A 17,070-nucleotide genomic window follows, 5' to 3' on the forward strand; every position below is an offset into this window, starting at 1 on the left:
GCACGTACAGTGCCGCCATGAGCGATGTGAGCGATGTGAGCGACGTGCTGCACGTGAAGGGGCGGGTGCTGGTCGGGCCCGACGAGGTCCGCGACGAGCTCTGGGTGGTCGGCGGGCGCGTCTCCTACGAGCGCCCGCCCGGCGCCCGCGAGGTCACCACCGTGACCGGCTGGGTCCTGCCCGGCCTGGTCGACGCGCACTGCCACGTGGGGCTGGACGCCCACGGTCCGGTCGACGCCGCCACGGCCGAACACCAGGCCCTCACCGACCGCGACGCGGGCACCCTCCTGATCCGCGACGCCGGATCGCCCTCCGACACCCGCTGGATCGACGACCGCGAGGACCTCCCGAAGATCATCCGGGCGGGCCGGCACATCGCGCGCACCCGCCGCTACATCCGCAACTACGCCCACGAAATCGAGCCGGCCGACCTCGTCGAGTACGTCGGCCGCGAGGCGCGGCGCGGCGACGGCTGGGTGAAGCTGGTCGGCGACTGGATCGACCGCGACGCCGGCGACCTGACGGCCTGCTGGCCGCGCGCCGAGGTCGAGGCGGCCATCGCCGAGGCGCACCGGCTGGGCGCCCGGGTCACCGCGCACTGCTTCGCCGAGGACTCGCTGCGCGACCTCGTCGAGGCGGGCATCGACTGCATCGAGCACGCCACCGGCCTCACCGAGGACACCATCCCGCTGTTCGCGGAACGCGGGGTCGCCATCGTCCCCACCCTCGTCAACATCGCGACCTTCCCCAAGCTGGCGGCGGGCGGCGACGCGAAGTTCCCGCGCTGGTCGGCGCACATGCGGCGGCTTCACGAGCGGCGCTACGACACCGTCCGGGCCGCCTATGACGCGGGCGTCCGGGTCTTCGTCGGCACCGACGCCGGCGGGTCGCTGCCGCACGGACTGGTCGCGGCGGAGGTCGCCGAACTGGTGAAGGCCGGGATCCCGGCACTGGACGCCCTCTCGGCGACGGCCTGGGCGGCCCGCGAGTGGCTCGGCAGGCCGGGGCTCACCGAGGGCGCACCGGCGGACCTGGTGGTCTACGACAGCGATCCGCGGGCCGACGTGGCCGTCCTGGCGCAGCCTCGACGGGTGGTCGTCGACGGCAGGGTCAGGGCCTGAACGCGGTGCCAGGAGCGGAGTCGTGGGGGTGCGGGGAGTAACGCGGTGAGCGGGGCCGCAAATCGAAACCCCGCACGGAAACCACCCTTTGGGGTGAAGTGACCTCAGGTAGCTGCCCCGTCACCCACATTGAGTAAGGATTCCCAGGGTCGAAGCCGTCGGCGCGTGCGATGTCCCCCATTGGCCGCGCGACGGCACCCAACTCCCCGGGGGTTCCACCACCTTGAACAGCAACACCTTCCGCATGCCCGCGGCCGTTCTGCTCGCCACGGGAGCGGTCGCTCTGCTCACCGCACCGCCCGCCTCCGCCACGGGAGGAACCCCCGCCGGCGGAGAGGGCAGGTCCGGCGCGGTCGTCCTGCGCACCGGACTGGACGTGGGCCTGCTCAACAAGACCGTCGACGTCCCGCTGAAGGCCACCCTCAACGAGGTCAGCGCCCCGGCGAAGGCGGAGAAGACGGCGCTGACCGTCACCCTGGACGGGGTCGAGGGGAACAAGCCGGTCAGTGTCCTGCGCGCGGACGTCGCCACCTCCAGGGCCACCGCGGACAAGAAGAAGGCGGAGGCCGAGGCGAACCTGGCCAAGGCCCGTGTGCACGTGCCCGGGCTGCCGCTGCTCTCGCTGATCGAGGTGGAGAAGGTCACCTCCAAGGCCGTCTGTGAAGCCGGGAAGAAGCCCGTGGCCAGCGCGAACGTCCTGGGCACGGTGACCGCGCTCGGCAAGAGGGTCACCCTGTCGGCGGGCGGCCCCACCAAGGTCGAAGTCCCGGGGGTCGGCATGGTCAGCCTGGAGCTGTCCGGCACCGAGACCACCTCCACCACGGCCGCCGCCGCCGCACTCCGGCTGAAGGTGGCCGTGAACCCGCTGAACCTGAACGTGGCGCAGGTGGACGGCGAGATCGTGCTGGCCGAGGCGCACTGCGAGTCCCCGAAGGGCGCGGCCACGACGGCGAAGGAGCCCAAGCAGCCCGAGCAGCCCGAGCAGCCCGACATCAAGACCCAGACCGGGACGAACACCGGTGGCACCACGGGAGGTTCGGGTACCACCGCCGGTTCCGGCGGCAGCGGTTCGGGCGCCACCACCGATGCCAACCTGGCCGAGACCGGCGGCGGTTCGCTCACCCCCTACATCACGGGCGGCGCGCTGACCCTGCTGGCGCTCGGCGGCGGTGCGCTCTTCCTGACCCGCCGGAGCAGGACCCAGTAGAACTGCCGGGCGACCCCGGTCCGTGTCCCGGCCCGCCGCACGGTGTGGCCGGGGTACGGGACCGCGCCACCCGGCGAGCACATCGGAGGGGAGTGCTCAACGGGTGGCGTGGGCCAGATCCTGCCCCCCGCGCCCCGCGCCGTCACGGCCTCGGTGACCTGCCGGTCGATCCGCGCGTACGCGTCGCGCCCGGCGGCGGGAAGCGCCCCGTCGAGGGCCGCGCAGGAGGCGCAGAGGACGCGAACGGCGGCCCCGTGTCCGAGTGATGCGTGAGGCAGTCGGCCCGCATCACCTCCCAGCGGCCCGGACGGTCCGCCCCCGGAGAAGCGGGAGGTCAGCGGGAGGTCAGGGCCAGGGCCCGGTCCAGGGCCTGCAGCAGGCGGCCCGTCGTCGCCCGGTCGCGCACCGCCAGCCGGAGCCAGGTCCGGTCCAGTCCGGGGAAGGTGTCCCCGCGCCGCACGGCGAAGCCCAGGGCCCGCAGCCGGGTGCGGACCTCCGCACCGTCCGCCAGCTGGATCAGAACGAACGGCCCCTCCGCCACGCCCGCCACCTTCACCTCGTCGAACTCCGCGAGCCCGGCCAACAGATGGGCCCGGTCCACGGCGATCCGCCGTGCGGCCTCCTCCGCCTCGGTCAGCGCGGCCGGAGCCACGCAGGCCTCGGCCGCCACCAGAGCGGGCGTCGACACCGGCCAGAGCGGCTGCGCGGCCGCCAGCTTCGCGATCACCTCGGGCTCGGCCAGCACGTAACCGATCCGCAGCCCCGCCAGACCCCACGTCTTCGTCAGGCTCCGCAGCACGACCAGCCCCGGCAGGTCCGTCCGGCCCGCGAGGGCCTCACGCTCGCCCGGGACGGCGTCCATGAACGCCTCGTCCACCACCAGGACCCGGCCCGGACGGGCCAGTTGGGCCAGGGCCGCCGCTGGGTGCAGCACGGACGTCGGGTTGGTCGGATTGCCGACGACCACCAGGTCCGCGTCCTGCGGCACCGCTGCCGGATCGAGCCGGAACCCGTCCGAGGCCCGCAGCACCACCCGCTCGACCCGGTGGCCGGCATCCCGCAGGGCCGCCTCGGGCTCGGTGAACTGAGGATGCACCACGACCGGCCGCCGGGCGCCCAGGGCCCGCGCGATCAGCACGAAGGCCTCCGCGGCCCCCGCCGTCAGCAGCACCCGCTCGACCGGCAGCCCGTGCCGCGCCGCCACTGCCGCGCGGGCGGCCCGCCCGTCGGGGTACGCGGCGAGGTCCCCGAGGGAGGCGGCGATCCGCCGCTTGAGCCACTCCGGCGGCGTGTGCGCCCGTACGTTGACCGCGAGGTCCTCCAGCGCGGAGCCCGCGTCCGCCACCTCGGCGTCCCCGTGGTGGCGCAGGTCGTGCGCTTCGGCCGTGGCCACCGCGCAGGTCGCCGACAGCGAACGCCGCTTGGGTACGAGGAGTTCTCCGCCCGCGACGAGGGCGGCGGCCTCCGCCACCGAGGGGGTCCCGGTCGCGTCCCGCACCGCCTCCGAGGGGTGCGGGACGGTGACGGCGGCCAGGCGGGCCGCGGGATAGCCCAGAACGGGCACGCCGAAACGTTCCGCCGCACCGGTGATCCCCGCCTCGGCCGCCTTCGAGTCCACGGTGGCCAGCGCCGTCACGGCCGCCTCGGCCAGCCCGGCGCCCCGCAGCGTCTCCTCGACCAGTGCGCAGACCTCCTCCACGGAGACCCCCGCACGGCCACCGACCCCGACCACCAGCCGCGTCGTGTACTCGCCCACCGCGGGGCCTCCCTCCGTCGTCACGGTCACCGGCACCTCACCGGACACCCGTCCATCGTCAACACCGCGACACCCGCCACCCGCGCGCGGACGTGCGCGCGGGCCGCGGAGTCTGTATTCAGGGGCACATGGCCGTGATCGTGGCGTTGGGCGCGTTCCTGATGACCCTGTTGGGCGGTTGGACGGCGCAGCGCGTCACCGACCGCCGCCACCTCGTGCTGGGCCTGGCCGGCGGACTGATGCTCGGCGTCGTCGGCCTCGACCTGCTCCCCGAAGCCCTGCACGCGGCCGGCCGGGAGGTCTTCGGCGTCCCGCTCGCCCTGCTGCTCTTCGTGGCCGGCTTCCTGGTCGCCCACGTCGTCGAACGCCTGCTGGCCGTGCGCCGGGCCGCGCACGGCGCCGACAACGGCGGGCGCGTCCCGCAGGTGGGGCTCACCGCGGCCGCCGCGATGGTCGGCCACAGCCTCGCCGACGGGGTGGCGCTGGGCGCGGCCTTCCAGGTCGGTGGCGGGATGGGGGTGGCCGTGGCACTCGCCGTGATCACCCACGACTTCGCCGACGGGTTCAACACCTACACCCTCACCAGCCTCTACGGGAACGACCGCCGCAAGGCCCTGATGATGCTCTTCGCGGACGCCGTCGCACCCGTCGCGGGCGCCGCGTCCACACTGCTGTTCACCCTTCCGGAGGAACCCCTCGGCGCGTACCTCGGGTTCTTCGGAGGCCTCCTGCTGTACCTCGCGGCCGCCGAGATCCTGCCCGAGGCGCACCACGAGCACCCCGCCCTGTCCACGCTGATGTGCACGGTGGGCGGGGTGGCCGGGATCTGGCTCGTGGTGGGCATCGCGGAGTGAGCCGGCAGGGTTCACGGCCGTGCTGCCGCGGCTTCCCGCACGGTCGCGGTCCACGCGGCCGCGGCCCCGGCGAAACGGCGGGCCACGGACGGCTCCGCCGCCCAGTGCGTGTGCAGATAGCTGGCGTGCACACCGCCCTGCACGAAGCCCTCGACGCGGCGCTCCGGGTGCGTCAGCCCCCATGCGGGAGTCTCCCCGGCGCCCGGCTCGACGACCGTCCGGTGGAACTCGTGCCCGCGCAGCCGGGTACCGGCCGCCGCGAGCGAGCTGTCGGACACCGCCACCGCCTCGCGGTAGCCGAGGGTCAGCCGCTCCGACATCCGCGCGTCCGCGTCGAGCACCCCGCACATGGGCTTCCCGTCCAGCGACCGGGCCAGGTACAGCAGCCCGGCGCACTCGGCCGCCACCGGACCGCCGGCCGCGGCGAACGCGGAGACGGCCTCGCGCAGCGCCTGGTTGGCGGACAGCTCGGGCGCGTACACCTCGGGGAAGCCGCCGCCGATCACCAGGCCGCCGGTCCCCTCGGGCAGGGCCTCGTCCCGCAGCGGGTCGAAGGTGACGACCTCCGCGCCCGCCGCCCGCAGGAGCTCCGTGTGCTCGGCGTAGGAGAACGTGAACGCGGGCCCGCCGGCGACGGCGACGACGGGGCGGCCGTACCGCCCGGCGTCGCTCCTGGGGCCCGGAGCGGTGTCCCCCCGGGCGGACACCGGTGCCGGCTCGGAAGGCCCCGCCGCCGACCACGGGGCGCAGGACAGCGGCGGGGCCGTCCGCGCCAGCGCCATCAGCGCGTCCAGGTCGCAGCCCGCTCGGACCTGCTCGGCGAGTGCGGCCACGGCGGCCAGCGCCTCGGCGCGCCGCTCGGCCACCGGCACCAACCCCAGGTGGCGCGAGGGCGTGGCCACCTGAGGAGCCCGCCGCAGGACGCCGAGCACCGGCATGCCCGCCTCCTCCAGGGCCTCCCGCAGCATCACCTCGTGGCGGTCGGAGCCGACCTTGTTGAGGATCACCCCGCCGAGGCGCACCTGCGGGTCGAAGGACGCGAAGCCGTGCACCAGCGCCGCCACCGACCGCGACTGCGAGGAGGCGTCGACCACCAGCACCACCGGCGCCCGCAGCAGCTTCGCCACCTGCGCCGTCGACGCCAGCTCGCCCCGGCCCGCGGCCCCGTCGTAGAGCCCCATCACTCCCTCGACCACGGCCAGGTCGCACCCGGCCGCCCCGTGCGCGAACAGCGGAGCGACCAGCTCCGGCCCGCACATGAAGGCGTCGAGGTTGCGTCCCGGCCGCCCGGTGGCCAGCGCGTGGTACCCGGGGTCGATGTAGTCGGGCCCGGCCTTGTGCGGGGACACGGCGAGGCCGCGCTCCGCGAAGGCCGCCATCAGGCCCGTGGCCACGGTGGTCTTGCCGCTGCCGGACGACGGCGCGGCGACGACCAGCCGGGGGATGTCGGACGGGATCACCACTCGATGCCCTTCTGGCCCTTCTGGCCGGCGTCCATCGGGTGCTTGACCTTCGTCATTTCGGTGACGAGGTCCGCGAACTCCACCAGCTTCTCCGGCGCGTTGCGGCCCGTGATCACCACGTGCTGGGCGCCGGGGCGGTTCCGCAGCACCTCGATGACCTCGTCGACGTCGATCCAGCCCCAGTGCATCGGGTACGCGAACTCGTCGAGCACGTACAGCTTGTGCGTCTCGGCGGCCAGATCCCGCTTGACCTGCTCCCAGCCCTCCTTGGCCGCCTGCTCGTTGTCGAGCTGCGCGTCCCGCTGCACCCAGGACCAGCCCTCGCCCATCTTGTGCCAGACGACGGTGCCGCCCTCGCCGGAGGCGCCGAGGACCTTCAGCGCGTTCTCCTCGCCGACCTTCCACTTCGCCGACTTCACGAACTGGAACACCCCGATCGGCCAGCCCTGGTTCCAGGCGCGCAGCGCCAGCCCGAAGGCCGCCGTGGACTTGCCCTTGCCGGGGCCGGTGTGGACGAAGACGAGCGGGCGGTTGCGGCGCTGGCGGGTGGTGAGTCCGTCGTCGGGAACGACGGACGGCTGTCCCTGCGGCATTACGCGGCCCTCCTGGTGGTGTTGGGGGAAGCGGGAGTTGTCACTGCGGTACGTACGTCCTTCACGAGCCCGGCCAACGAGTCGGCCCGCAGCCCGTCGAGGGTGACGGCCGGCCCGCCGAGTTCGGCGGCCAGCGCCCCGGCCAGTCCCAGCCGGACCGGCCCCGACTCGCAGTCCACGACGACGGAGGCGACCCCGTCGGCGGCCAGCAGGCGGGCACTGCGCGCCGTCAGCTCGCGCGGGTCGCCGCCGGCGGAACCGGCCGAGGTGGCCCGCCCGTCGGTGACCACGACCAGCAGCGGCCTGCGGCTGGGATCCCGCAGCCGCTCGATCCGCAGCACCTCGTGGGCCTTCAGCAGTCCGGGCCCCAGCGGGGTCCGGCCGCCGGTGGGCAGCTTCTCCAGCCGGGCGGCGGCCGCGTCCACCGAGGAGGTGGGCGGCAGCGCCAACTCCGCGGCGGCGCCGCGGAAGGTGACCAGGCCGACCTTGTCCCGGCGCTGGTAGGCGTCGAGCAGCAGCGACAGCACGGCGCCCTTGACCGCGCTCATCCGCTGCCGGGCGGCCATGGAACCGGAGGCGTCGACCACGAAGAGGACGAGGTTGCCCTCGCGGCCCTCGCGGGTGGCCTGCCGCAGGTCGTCCTTGCGGATCAGCAGGCCGCGCCCGGAACGGCCGCGCGCCTTCTGGTGCGGGGCGGCCGCGTGCACGGTGGCCGCCAGGTGCAGCTTCGTGAGCTGCCCGCGTGGGCGCTGGGCGCCGGTGGTCCGACCGTGGGCGGTACGGGCGCGCGAACGCCGCCCGGCGGCGCCCTCCCCGAGCCCCGGGACGCTCAGCATCCTGGTCCGGAACGGCTCGGCAGCGCGTACGGCGGCCTGCTCGGGCCCGCCGGCCTCCCCGGCGGGAGGCTGCGGGGCGGCCTCCGGTGGGGCCGCGGGGGCCTCGGCGGGCTGCTGCGCCGGGGGCTGGGCGTCCTGGGGACCGCCGCCCTGCGGGGGAACTCCGCCACCGTCGGGGCCGCCGCCGTCGTCCGGGCCCTGCGGGTTCTCCGGGCCGCCGTCCGGGCCGGGTTCCGGCTCCGGCTCCGGCTCCGGCTCCGGATCCGGATCCGGGTCGTCCTGGGGGTCCTCGTCGGGGAACTGGTCGAGGATCTCGTCCAGCCTGTCCTCGTCCAGGCCCGGTGCGTCGAAGGGGTTGCGGCGCCGCCGGTGGGGGAGGGCGAGCAGGGCGGCCTGCCGTATGTCCTCCTTGAGTACGGCCGTCCGCCCCGCCCAGGCCGCCAGTGCGGTCGCGGTCCTCGCCATCACGATGTCGGCCCGCATGCCGTCGACCTCGAAGCCGGCGCAGGTCGCGGCGATCTGCAGGAGCGCGTTGTCCCCCAGGCGGACCTGCGGCAGCAGTGCCCGCGCGGCGGTGACCCGGGCGCGGACCTGCTCCTCGTCCCCCGACCAGCGGGCGGCGAAGCCCGCGGGATCGTCCTCGTAGGCGAGCCGTCGGCGGACGACCTCCACCCGCTGGGCGGGCTCGCGGGAGGCGGCGACCTCCACGGTCAGTCCGAAGCGGTCGAGGAGCTGCGGCCGCAGCTCGCCCTCCTCCGGGTTCATGGTGCCGACGAGCAGGAACCGGGCCGCGTGCCGGACGGAGACACCCTCGCGCTCCACGTACGAGGCGCCCATCGCGGCGGCGTCCAGCAGCAGGTCGATCAAGTGGTCGTGGAGGAGGTTGACCTCGTCCACGTACAGGATCCCGCGGTGGGCGTCGGCGAGCAGGCCGGGCTCGAAGGCCTTCACGCCCTCGGCGAGGGCCCGCTCGATGTCGAGGGCGCCGACGAGTCGGTCCTCGGAGGCGCCGACGGGCAGCTCCACCATGCGGGCCGGGCGGGCGCCGCCGGGGCCGGTGCCGTGCGGGCCGTCGGGGCAGTCCGGGTCGGGTGCGACGGGCGCGCACGAGAACCGGCAGCCGGGCACGACGTCCACGGCCGGCAGCAGTGCCGACAGCGCGCGCACGGCGGTGGACTTGGCGGTCCCCTTTTCGCCGCGTACGAGCACACCGCCGACCGCCGGGCTCACGGCGTTCAGCAGGAGCGCCAGCCGCAGGTCGGTCTGGCCGACGACCGCGGTGAACGGGTAGGGCGTGCTCATGCGATGCCTTTCTCTGGGCGGATGTGTGTCTGCGTGCAGGTGCCGGCGCGGAGGTGCGGGGCGGCCGCGGGCCGTGGGCGGGCCGCAGCCGTGCGGGACCGTCCCCCGTAGGTCCTCCGTCCCTGCACCGGGGCTCCGTTGCGCACTCCGCTCCTCGGCGGCCGCGGGGCCCCGCCGGTCACGGGGCGCCCGGCGGGAGGAAGGGGAGGCCCGCCGGCGCGCCCGCTTCGATCAGGTCCAGCAGTGCACGGGTGTCGGCGTGCTCCTCGATCAGGTCGCCCAACAGGTCGAGCTGTTCCTCGCGCAGCGCGGCGAAGGAGGTGTCCGGGGCCGGTACGAACCGCCGTCCGGCGGCCGCCGCCACCTCGCGCAGGAACGCCCGGCGGAAGCCGTCCGACTCCAGCGAGCCGTGCCAGTGCGTGCCCCACACCGCCCCCACCCGGCATCCGTCCAGGAACGCTTCCCCACCCAGGACCTCGGCCACCCCGTGGTGGATCTCGTACCCGTCCACCGGCTCGCCGAGCGCGGTTCCGGTGGGCCGGGCCAGGGTCTTCTCGCGCTCGAAGCGGACGCGCACCGGAAGCAGCCCGAGGCCCTCCACCGAGCCGGCCTTCGACTCCACGTCGTCCTCGATGCGCTCGCCCAGGGCCTGGAAACCGCCGCAGATGCCCAGCACCGGGCGGCCCTCGGCGGCCCGCCGGACCAGCGCGTCCGCCAGTCCGCGTGCACGCAGCCACGCCAAAGCCTTCACCGTGCCCCGGGTGCCCGGGACGACGACCAGGTCGGCGTCGGCCAGTTCCTCGGCGCGGTCCACGAAGCGCACCACGACCCCCGGCTCGGCGGCGAGCGCGTCGACGTCCGTGAAGTTCGACATCAGCGGCACCGCGCAGACGGCGACCCGCAGCACGTCCTCGCCCACGGGCGGTGCCACCACGGACTCGCGGACCGCGCCCCGCAGCGAGACGCGCAGGCCGTCCTCCTCGTCGATGCCCAGCCCGTGCCGGAAGGGCAGCACACCGTAGGTCGCCCGGCCGGTCAGCCCGCGGAGCATCTCCATGCCCGGCTCCAGCAGCGACACATCGCCGCGGAACTTGTTGACCAGGTATCCGGCGATCAACGTCTGGTCCTCGGGGGAGAGCAGCGCCGTTGTCCCGAAGAAGGACGCGAAGACCCCGCCGCGGTCGATGTCGCCGACCACGACCACCGGGAAGCGCGCGGCCCGCGCGATGCCCATGTTCACGATGTCGGTCCGGCGCAGGTTGATCTCCGCCGGGCTACCGGCCCCCTCGCAGATCACGGCGTCATACGTGCCCCGAAGCTGCTCCAGACAGTCCGTGACGATGCCGAGCAGCTGCTCCTGCCGCCCGCCGTGGTAGCCGCGGGCGCTCATCTCGCCCACCGGCTTCCCCAGCAGCACCACCTGGCTGCTGCGGTCGCTGCCGGGCTTGAGGAGCACCGGGTTCATCAGCGCGGTCGGCTCCACCCGGGCCGCCTGGGCCTGCATCGCCTGGGCGCGCCCGATCTCGGCGCCCTCCCGGGTGACGAAGGAGTTCAGCGACATGTTCTGCGCCTTGAAGGGCGCCACCTTCACGCCCTGCCGGGCCAGCCAGCGGCAGATGCCTGCCGTGACCACGCTCTTGCCCGCGTCGGACGTCGTACCGGCGACCAGCAGTCCGCCGCCGCGCTGCGCGCCGCTCATGCGCGTCCCCCTCGTACTCGTGCCGCCAGCGTCCGGGCGGCCACGCAGGCGCCCAGGGCCAGCCACGTCACCTGTCGCGACAGCCGTACCGCCCGTTCGATGTCCGCGACCTCCACCGGGCGCCCGGCCCCGCCGTTCAGGACGGCCCGGTGCTCGACCCGGCCGCCGTAGGCCAGGGTCCCGCCCAGTCTGACGCCGAGCGCCCCGGCGAAGGAGGCCTCGACGGGACCGGCGTTCGGGCTCGGGTGCGCGGCGGCGTCCGCGCGCCAGGCGCGCACGGCTCCGCGCCGGTCGGGGCCGGCCACCACGGCGGCCAGGGCGGTCAGCCGGGCGCCGGGCCAGCCGGCGAGGTCGTCGAGGCGGGCGGAGGCCCAGCCGTAGCGCAGGTGGCGGGGGGACTTGTGGCCGACCATCGCGTCCAGCGTGTTGACGGCGCGGAACGCCAGCAGTCCGGGGACTCCGGCGGCGGCGCCCCACACCAGGGCCCCGACCACGGCGTCGGAGGTGTTCTCGGCCACGGACTCCACCACGGCCCGGGCCAGCTGCTGCCCGTCCAGGGCCTGCGGGTCGCGGCCGCACAGGTGGGGCAGGCGCTCACGGGCCACTTCGATGTCCCCGGCGGCGAGCGCGCCCCCGATGGCACGGGCCTCACGGCCCAGCGAGGTGCCGCCCACGACGGCCCAGGTGGCGGCGGCGGTCAGGGCGATACGGGCGGCCGCGGGCCGGGAGCGCACGACGCGGGCGCCCAGCGCGCCGACGGCGGCCGCGCCCCCGGCGCACAGCAGGGTGTGCAGGACGCCCCGGCCGCGGTCGTCACGCCACAGGGAGCGCTCGACTGCGGCGGCGGCTCGTCCGAAGGCGGCCACGGGGTGCCCTCGGCGGGGATCACCGAGGATCCGGTCGCCGATCAGGCCCGCCGTGGCGCCGTACGCGAAGACGCGATCGGCACGCATGGTGGCAGGTATGTCCTCACTCAGGGTCCGCGCCCTGGTTCGACGTGTCCGGCGGCGAGAGTTCCTGGCTCCCGGGGCGCACGCGCGGCGTGCGCTCTCCGGTGACAGTGGCGGGACCGCGCCGGATTCGCACCGGACTTCCTCTCCATGCCGCCGTATTGGCTCGGGCAGTCCACCACGCACCCGGAAGGCCCGTCAACTCGCCGTTGACCTGCGGTGCGGCAGGGCGGGGAGCGGGGAAAGCCGGATTGGGGAAAGCCCCCTCCGGGACGAACCCGGAGGGGGCTTTCACGTCTGGCTCGCGCTGGCGCGGGGGATCAGACGACGATCAGGTAGATCCCGTACGTCACGGCCGCCGCGACGAGCGCGAAGCACAGGTACGCGCCGCTGCGGGCCAGGGTGGCGGTGCCGCCCTGTTCGGTGGCGGCCTCGTGCTTGGACAGGCCCACCAGGCCCAGGGTGAAGAGGGCCACGAGGGCGACGGTGGCGAAGAGGCTGACCCCGAAGACGGAGCCGAGCGCTTCCCAGTCGATCTTCATACTGCCGATTCCTCTGTGTCTCTGTCTCGGTCAGACCGTGGCGGCCGGAGCCGCCGGGGTCTGCGTCGTGGCCGGGATGGTGGCCTTGAGGTCGTCGTCCGCGACCGCGGCGGTGGTGCCGGCCGCGGCGACGGTGGGCGGGACGGTGACGGCGGCGATCGCCGTGGTGACGACGCCCGGCTCTTCTGCGTCCGCCTGCTCGACCTCGTTGACGTTGTGGTGGTCGACGACCTGGCGGCGCGAGATGAGCCAGATGGCCAGGCAGGAGCCGACCAGGAAGACGGTGACGGCGGCGACGCCGACGTCACCGGCGCGCATGACGAGCTCGGCACCGGCGGAGACCAGCGCGGCGGCCGGCAGGGTCAGGCCCCAGGCGACGAACATGCGGGTCGCGGTGGACCAGCGGACCACGCCGCCCTTGCGTCCCAGGCCCGCACCCATGACCGCACCGGAGCACGAGTGGGTGGTGGAGAGCGAGAAGCCCAGGTTCGAGGAGGCCAGGATGACGGACGCGGCCGAGGTCTGGGCGGCGAAGCCCTGCTGCGGCTGCAGGTCGGTCAGGCCCTTGCCCATGGTGCGGATGATGCGCCAGCCGCCCAGGTAGGTGCCGAGAGCGATGGCCAGGCCGGCGGAGACGATGACCCAGACCGGCGGGTTCGCGTCGGGCGTGAGTGCGCCGCCGGCGATGAGGGCCAGCGTGATGATGCCCATCGTCTTCTGCGCGTCGTTGGTGCCGTGCGCGAGGGAGACCAGACCGGCGGAGGCGATCTGACCGGCGCGGTACCCCTTGGCGGAGGTCTTCTCGCCGACCTTGTCGCCCAGCTTGTAGGTGAGCTTGGCGGCCAGGTACGCGGCGACGCCGGCGACCAGCGGCGCGGCGATCGCGGGGATGAGGACCTTGGTCACGACGACCCCGCCGTTGACCGCGCCCATGCCGGCGGAGGCGACCGCGGCACCGATCAGGCCGCCCATCAGGGCGTGGGAGGAACTGGACGGGAGTCCGACCAGCCAGGTGACGAGGTTCCAGAGGATCGCGCCGACCAGCGCGGCGAAGATCACCTCTGGCTGGATGCCTTCCTCGTTGACGAGGCCCTTGGAGATCGTCTTGGCGACCTCCACGGACATGAACGCGCCGACGAGGTTGAGCACGGCGGACATGGCCACCGCGGTCTTGGGCTTGAGGGCGCCGGTCGAGATGGTGGTGGCCATCGCGTTGGCCGTGTCGTGAAAACCGTTCGTGAAGTCGAACACGAGAGCGGTGATGATCACGATCCCGAGGAGAAGCGTTATGTGCTCCATTTACCCAGGCTTCTGTTTGGCGTCAGTGGCTCGGCGAACGTAGGCAACCTGGATGAACGGAAGGTGAACTGACTCCGGCGGAGCGGTGTACGGGCACAGGGCGCGATCGAGACATTCGTCCTGATTGTTGCGCTGATTTCAGCATTAATGCACGTCAAAGCCGGGTGAACGAACCCCTCCGCATGTCCCCGACGGCGCCCGCGGCCACCCCGGCCGCCCCCGGAATGAGACCCGGATCACTCTCCCCGCGTAGACCCGGAAGGTGTGCCTCCGGTGGCTCGCCGGACTCTGCGCGACCACACTGGAACGGTGCGTACCGTGACAGCGACGGCAGCGGCCGTCACGACGACCCTCCTCGGGGCGGGCGCGGCCGCCGTGGCGGCCGGCCGGTACGCCGCCGATGCCGCCCTGCGCCCCCGGCCCGGCGTACCGCTCCCCGGCGGACCGCGGCTGAGCGTCCATTCCGCAGGCGACGGCAGGATCGCACTGACCCGCTCGCTGGCCTCCCTGCGCCCCGGCGTGTACGGCCTGGCCGCGCCCGGTGTGCACGCCGTCGTCGGCCCCGTGCTCCCGGACGCGGCCCACGACCCGGACACCGTCGTGCGCCGGCTCCTCTCCGTCACCCACGGCAGCCTGGACCCCGGCACCAGGGTCACCCTCACCCCCCAGGTGCACATCGGCGATCCGCGCACCGCACTCGGGCTCGACCACGCCGACGTGGACGTCCCCGGCGAGCTCGGCGCGCTGCCCGCCTGGTTCGTGCCCGCCGCCCGGGACACCTGGGTGATCACCGTGCACGGACTCGGCGCGGGCCGCGAGCACCCGATGGTCGTCATGCCCTTCCTGCACCGCCACCGGCTGCCCGTCCTGGACCTCGGCTACCGCGGCGACCTCGGCGCCCCCGAACCCCCCGACGGCCTCGGCCACCTCGGCGAGTCCGAGTGGCGGGACCTGGACGCTGCCATCCGCTACGCCCTGCGCTACGGCGCCCGCCGCGTGGTCCTGCACGGCTGGTCCACCGGCGCCACCATGGCCCTGCACGCCGTCGAGCGGTCGGCGCTCGCCGAACGGATCGCCGGACTCGTGCTGGACTCGCCCGTGCTCGACTGGCACACCACCCTGCGCGCGCTCGCCGCGGCGCGCCGCACCCCGGCTGCGCTGCTGCCGCTGGCGGTGCGGGCCGCCGAGGGCCGCGCCGGGCTGCGTGCCGACCGCCTCCCACCGGGCTCCGACCCCGCAGCGCTGAAGGTCCCCGTACTGATCTTCCACGGCCCGGACGACACGCTCGCCCCCTGGGAGCCCTCCCGAAGGCTCGCCGCCGCCCGCCCCGACCTGATCACCCTGCACACGGTGCGCGAGGCCGGGCACGGCGCGATGTGGAACGCCGATCCGGCCGGCTACGAGGAAGCCCTGCGCCGCTTCCTCACTCCTCTGATGTGAAGGCCGTGTGACGGGCCGGGCCCTGCGGGCGGCTTGTCCCGGTCTGCACCCGGGGTAGTTGGTGGAAGGAGCCGCTTCCGTTTGGGCTTTCGGCCAGTGACGGGCGAGACTGCTTCCGTGACGTCCCGAAAGCCTGATGAGCAGTTGGCTCGCGACTCCAGACTCCGACTCGTCTCCCCGCGCTCCGTCGCCGCGGCACGCAAGGCGGTGACCGACCGCCGCACCCGCCCGGCCGCGCGCCCCCCGGCGGGTACCCCGGCCACCGCCGACCTCGCGAACCGGGCCCGGGCCTCACTCGCGGACGCCGTGCGCCTGACCCGCTGGGCGGAACGCAACCTCGGCGCGGTGGACGGCGGCCGGCCCGCCCCCACGGGAGCCCTGGCCGCCGCCGACGTCGAACGCGCCGCCGACGAGCTGGGCCTGACGCACGGCCAGATCCGGGTCGGCTGGGACCGCGCCCGCCTCGCCGGCCTGGTCGAGGTGCACGGCGGCCACGCCCGGCCCGGCTGGCGGCTGCGCGCCTGGGACCGCGACGACACCGCGGTGCTGCGCGGCTGGGTCGCGCTCTTCGACGCCTGGTCACTCGTCCACCCGGCCCCCGCCGACATCGCCCCCGCGGCCGTCGCCGAGGTCGTCGAGGCCATGCCCCAACTGCTCTCCCTGCTCCAGCTGTCCGCCGGCCCGGTGACCGTCCCCGACCTGCTCGACCTGCTCGGACAGCGCGTCACCGAACTGCGCGACGAGCGCTGCGAGATCCCCTACGAGGCCGAGCCCGCGACGGCACTGACCTCCGCGGCCGGCTCCGCCGAAGCACGCCCCGTCCCGCTCGCCCGGCTGCTGCGCTGGGCGCTCGGCGGGCTCGCCGCCGTGGACGCCGTCACCCTCGGACCCGCCCGGGCCGCCCTCACTCCGCTCGGCAGCTGGGCCGTCTGGGTCAAACTGGAACAGATCTGCGTCGCGGCGCAGAGCCCGGCCGGGAACATCGAGCAGTCCGCCGCAGCCATGCTGCACGGCTGTGCGCGGCTCACTCCCGGACCGGCCCGCGCCGAATACCGGGCCTGGCTCGCCGCCCGCCCCGTCGGCCACGCCGTCGCCGAACTCCTCCAGGCCGCCCGCGGCGAGGACGCCCTGCTGCGCGGCCTGGCCTTCGAGGCGCTGCGCGTGGTCGGCGCCCCGGCGGAGCCCGAGGTGCGCGCCACCGTGCGCGAGCCCGCGCTGCGCCCGTACGCGCTGCTCTGGCTCGCCGAGCACGACGGCATCGACCCCGACGAGGCGCAGGACGTGCTCACCGCGGAGGAGTCGACCTGGCTCTGGGTCGACACCGCCGCAGCCATCGCCGACCACGGTGAGGCCGAGCTGCTGGCCCGCCACCTGGACTCGGCCGTCCGCACCACCGTCCCCCGGCTGCTGGACGAGGTCCGCGCGGTCGGCCACCCGCGCACGGTGCAGGTCCTGGTCGCGCTGGCCGCCGCCCATCCGGACCCGGCCCTGGCCAAGGCGGTCCGCCGGGCCGCCTTCCAGGTCCACACCGGCGGCGCCTGACTCCCGCGCTACGCGCGTACGCGCCGTGGGCCCGACCGGACCCCGCGGCGCGTACCTCCCGCGGCCCTCAGGCCTGCGGCGCGTACGTACCGAAGCTCCAGATGTTGCCCTCGCCGTCCCGCGCCATGTAGTCGCGGGAGCCGTAGTCCTGGTCGGTGGGTCCCATCACGATCTCCACGCCGTGCTCGACCGCCCGCCGGTGGTGGGCGTCCACGTCGTCGACCACGACGTAGACCCCCGAGGGGCCGGCGCCCTCCATGGCCTTGTCGAAGGCCCCGCCGGTGCCCTTGCTGCCCAGCATCACCACACCGTTGCCGTAGGACAGCTCCGCGTGCACCACCGCGCCGTCGTCCCCTTCGTACACGGCGACCTGGCTGAAGCCGAAGGCCTCCGTCAGCAGCTTGATCGCCGCCTTGGCGTCGCGGTAGACCAGCGTGGGACAGATGGACGGAACGCCTGCCATGAC

The 17,070-nt window shown here is 74.7% G+C and carries 14 protein-coding genes and 1 riboswitch; of the genes, 5 read left to right on the top strand and 9 right to left on the bottom strand.

Annotated features, from left to right (window positions below):
- The first annotated feature begins 17 nt into the window (after positions 1-17).
- Complete coding sequence (locus AW27_RS26105) at positions 18-1,121, top strand: amidohydrolase family protein (protein ID WP_037930170.1); 1,104 nt, start codon at positions 18-20, stop codon at positions 1,119-1,121.
- Between the two features lie 223 nt (positions 1,122-1,344).
- A complete protein-coding gene (locus AW27_RS26110; RefSeq protein WP_037930173.1) occupies positions 1,345-2,328 on the top strand; it encodes an SCO1860 family LAETG-anchored protein in 984 nt (327 codons plus the stop codon).
- 334 nt (positions 2,329-2,662) lie between these two features.
- Here the strand turns inward: AW27_RS26110 and cobC are convergent, their stop codons facing one another.
- Entirely contained in the window at positions 2,663-4,114 is a 1,452-nt protein-coding gene (gene cobC, locus AW27_RS26115; RefSeq protein ID WP_370466707.1) for an Rv2231c family histidinol phosphate aminotransferase CobC, read from the bottom strand.
- Between the two features lie 98 nt (positions 4,115-4,212).
- Here cobC and AW27_RS26120 point away from each other — a divergent pair, with 98 nt between their 5' ends.
- Positions 4,213-4,938 carry a ZIP family metal transporter gene (locus AW27_RS26120; RefSeq protein WP_037930176.1) on the top strand — a complete coding sequence of 242 codons (726 nt, stop codon included), beginning with the start codon at positions 4,213-4,215 and terminating at the stop codon, positions 4,936-4,938.
- An 11-nt stretch (positions 4,939-4,949) separates the two neighbouring features.
- Here AW27_RS26120 and AW27_RS26125 read toward each other — a convergent pair whose 3' ends face one another.
- The 7 genes from AW27_RS26125 to AW27_RS26155 all read right to left on the bottom strand — a co-directional run bounded on the left by AW27_RS26125 (position 4,950) and on the right by AW27_RS26155 (position 13,622).
- Positions 4,950-6,401: a cobyrinic acid a,c-diamide synthase CobB gene (locus AW27_RS26125; protein ID WP_078557170.1), complete on the bottom strand. Its 1,452-nt coding sequence runs from the start codon at positions 6,399-6,401 to the stop codon at positions 4,950-4,952.
- Positions 6,395-6,994, bottom strand: a complete 600-nt coding sequence (gene cobO / locus AW27_RS26130) for a cob(I)yrinic acid a,c-diamide adenosyltransferase (RefSeq protein ID WP_037930179.1) — start codon at positions 6,992-6,994, stop codon at positions 6,395-6,397. Before cobO ends, AW27_RS26125 begins: the two co-directional genes overlap by 7 nt.
- A complete protein-coding gene (locus AW27_RS26135; RefSeq protein ID WP_037930182.1) occupies positions 6,994-9,132 on the bottom strand; it encodes a putative cobaltochelatase in 2,139 nt (712 codons plus the stop codon). The genes cobO and AW27_RS26135 overlap by 1 nt, the downstream gene beginning before the upstream one ends.
- Before the next feature lie 178 nt (positions 9,133-9,310).
- Complete coding sequence (locus AW27_RS26140; protein ID WP_037930185.1) at positions 9,311-10,831, bottom strand: cobyric acid synthase; 1,521 nt, start codon at positions 10,829-10,831, stop codon at positions 9,311-9,313.
- Positions 10,828-11,784, bottom strand: a complete 957-nt coding sequence (locus AW27_RS26145) for a cobalamin biosynthesis protein (protein WP_037930188.1) — start codon at positions 11,782-11,784, stop codon at positions 10,828-10,830. Before AW27_RS26145 ends, AW27_RS26140 begins: the two co-directional genes overlap by 4 nt.
- Positions 11,785-11,842: 58 nt before the next feature.
- Positions 11,843-11,928, bottom strand: a riboswitch (cobalamin riboswitch).
- Positions 11,929-12,101: 173 nt separating this feature from the next.
- Positions 12,102-12,323, bottom strand: a complete 222-nt coding sequence (locus AW27_RS26150; RefSeq protein WP_037930191.1) for a hypothetical protein — start codon at positions 12,321-12,323, stop codon at positions 12,102-12,104.
- Positions 12,324-12,353: 30 nt separating this feature from the next.
- Complete coding sequence (locus tag AW27_RS26155) at positions 12,354-13,622, bottom strand: inorganic phosphate transporter (RefSeq protein WP_037930194.1); 1,269 nt, start codon at positions 13,620-13,622, stop codon at positions 12,354-12,356.
- A gap of 309 nt (positions 13,623-13,931) precedes the next feature.
- On the opposite strand from AW27_RS26155, the gene AW27_RS26160 reads away from it, so the two are divergent.
- Positions 13,932-15,062 (top strand): alpha/beta hydrolase, encoded by a 1,131-nt coding sequence (locus AW27_RS26160; RefSeq protein ID WP_037930196.1) that lies wholly within the window; start codon positions 13,932-13,934, stop codon positions 15,060-15,062.
- A 117-nt stretch (positions 15,063-15,179) separates the two neighbouring features.
- Positions 15,180-16,604 (top strand): hypothetical protein, encoded by a 1,425-nt coding sequence (locus AW27_RS26165; protein ID WP_370466570.1) that lies wholly within the window; start codon positions 15,180-15,182, stop codon positions 16,602-16,604.
- 67 nt (positions 16,605-16,671) lie between these two features.
- On the opposite strand, the gene AW27_RS26170 is transcribed toward AW27_RS26165, so the two are convergent.
- Entirely contained in the window at positions 16,672-17,067 is a 396-nt protein-coding gene (locus AW27_RS26170; RefSeq protein WP_037930279.1) for a VOC family protein, read from the bottom strand.
- Positions 17,068-17,070: the final 3 nt, after the last annotated feature.

This window comes from Streptomyces sp. PCS3-D2 (assembly GCF_000612545.2).
In the GTDB taxonomy this organism is placed as follows: Bacteria; Actinomycetota; Actinomycetes; order Streptomycetales; family Streptomycetaceae; genus Streptomyces.

What these genes read in the sequence shown, in the direction of transcription:
- AW27_RS26140 (WP_037930185.1), bottom strand. Translation starts at nt 10,831, where the DNA reads ATGAGCGGCGCGCAGCGCGGCGGCGGACTGCTGGTCGCCGGTACGACG.
- AW27_RS26135 (WP_037930182.1), bottom strand. Translation starts at nt 9,132, where the DNA reads ATGAGCACGCCCTACCCGTTCACCGCGGTCGTCGGCCAGACCGACCTG.
- cobO (WP_037930179.1), bottom strand. Translation starts at nt 6,994, where the DNA reads ATGCCGCAGGGACAGCCGTCCGTCGTTCCCGACGACGGACTCACCACC.
- AW27_RS26155 (WP_037930194.1), bottom strand. Translation starts at nt 13,622, where the DNA reads ATGGAGCACATAACGCTTCTCCTCGGGATCGTGATCATCACCGCTCTC.
- AW27_RS26145 (WP_037930188.1), bottom strand. Translation starts at nt 11,784, where the DNA reads ATGCGTGCCGATCGCGTCTTCGCGTACGGCGCCACGGCGGGCCTGATC.
- AW27_RS26105 (WP_037930170.1), top strand. Translation starts at nt 18, where the DNA reads ATGAGCGATGTGAGCGATGTGAGCGACGTGCTGCACGTGAAGGGGCGG.
- AW27_RS26150 (WP_037930191.1), bottom strand. Translation starts at nt 12,323, where the DNA reads ATGAAGATCGACTGGGAAGCGCTCGGCTCCGTCTTCGGGGTCAGCCTC.
- AW27_RS26120 (WP_037930176.1), top strand. Translation starts at nt 4,213, where the DNA reads ATGGCCGTGATCGTGGCGTTGGGCGCGTTCCTGATGACCCTGTTGGGC.
- AW27_RS26170 (WP_037930279.1), bottom strand. Translation starts at nt 17,067, where the DNA reads ATGGCAGGCGTTCCGTCCATCTGTCCCACGCTGGTCTACCGCGACGCC.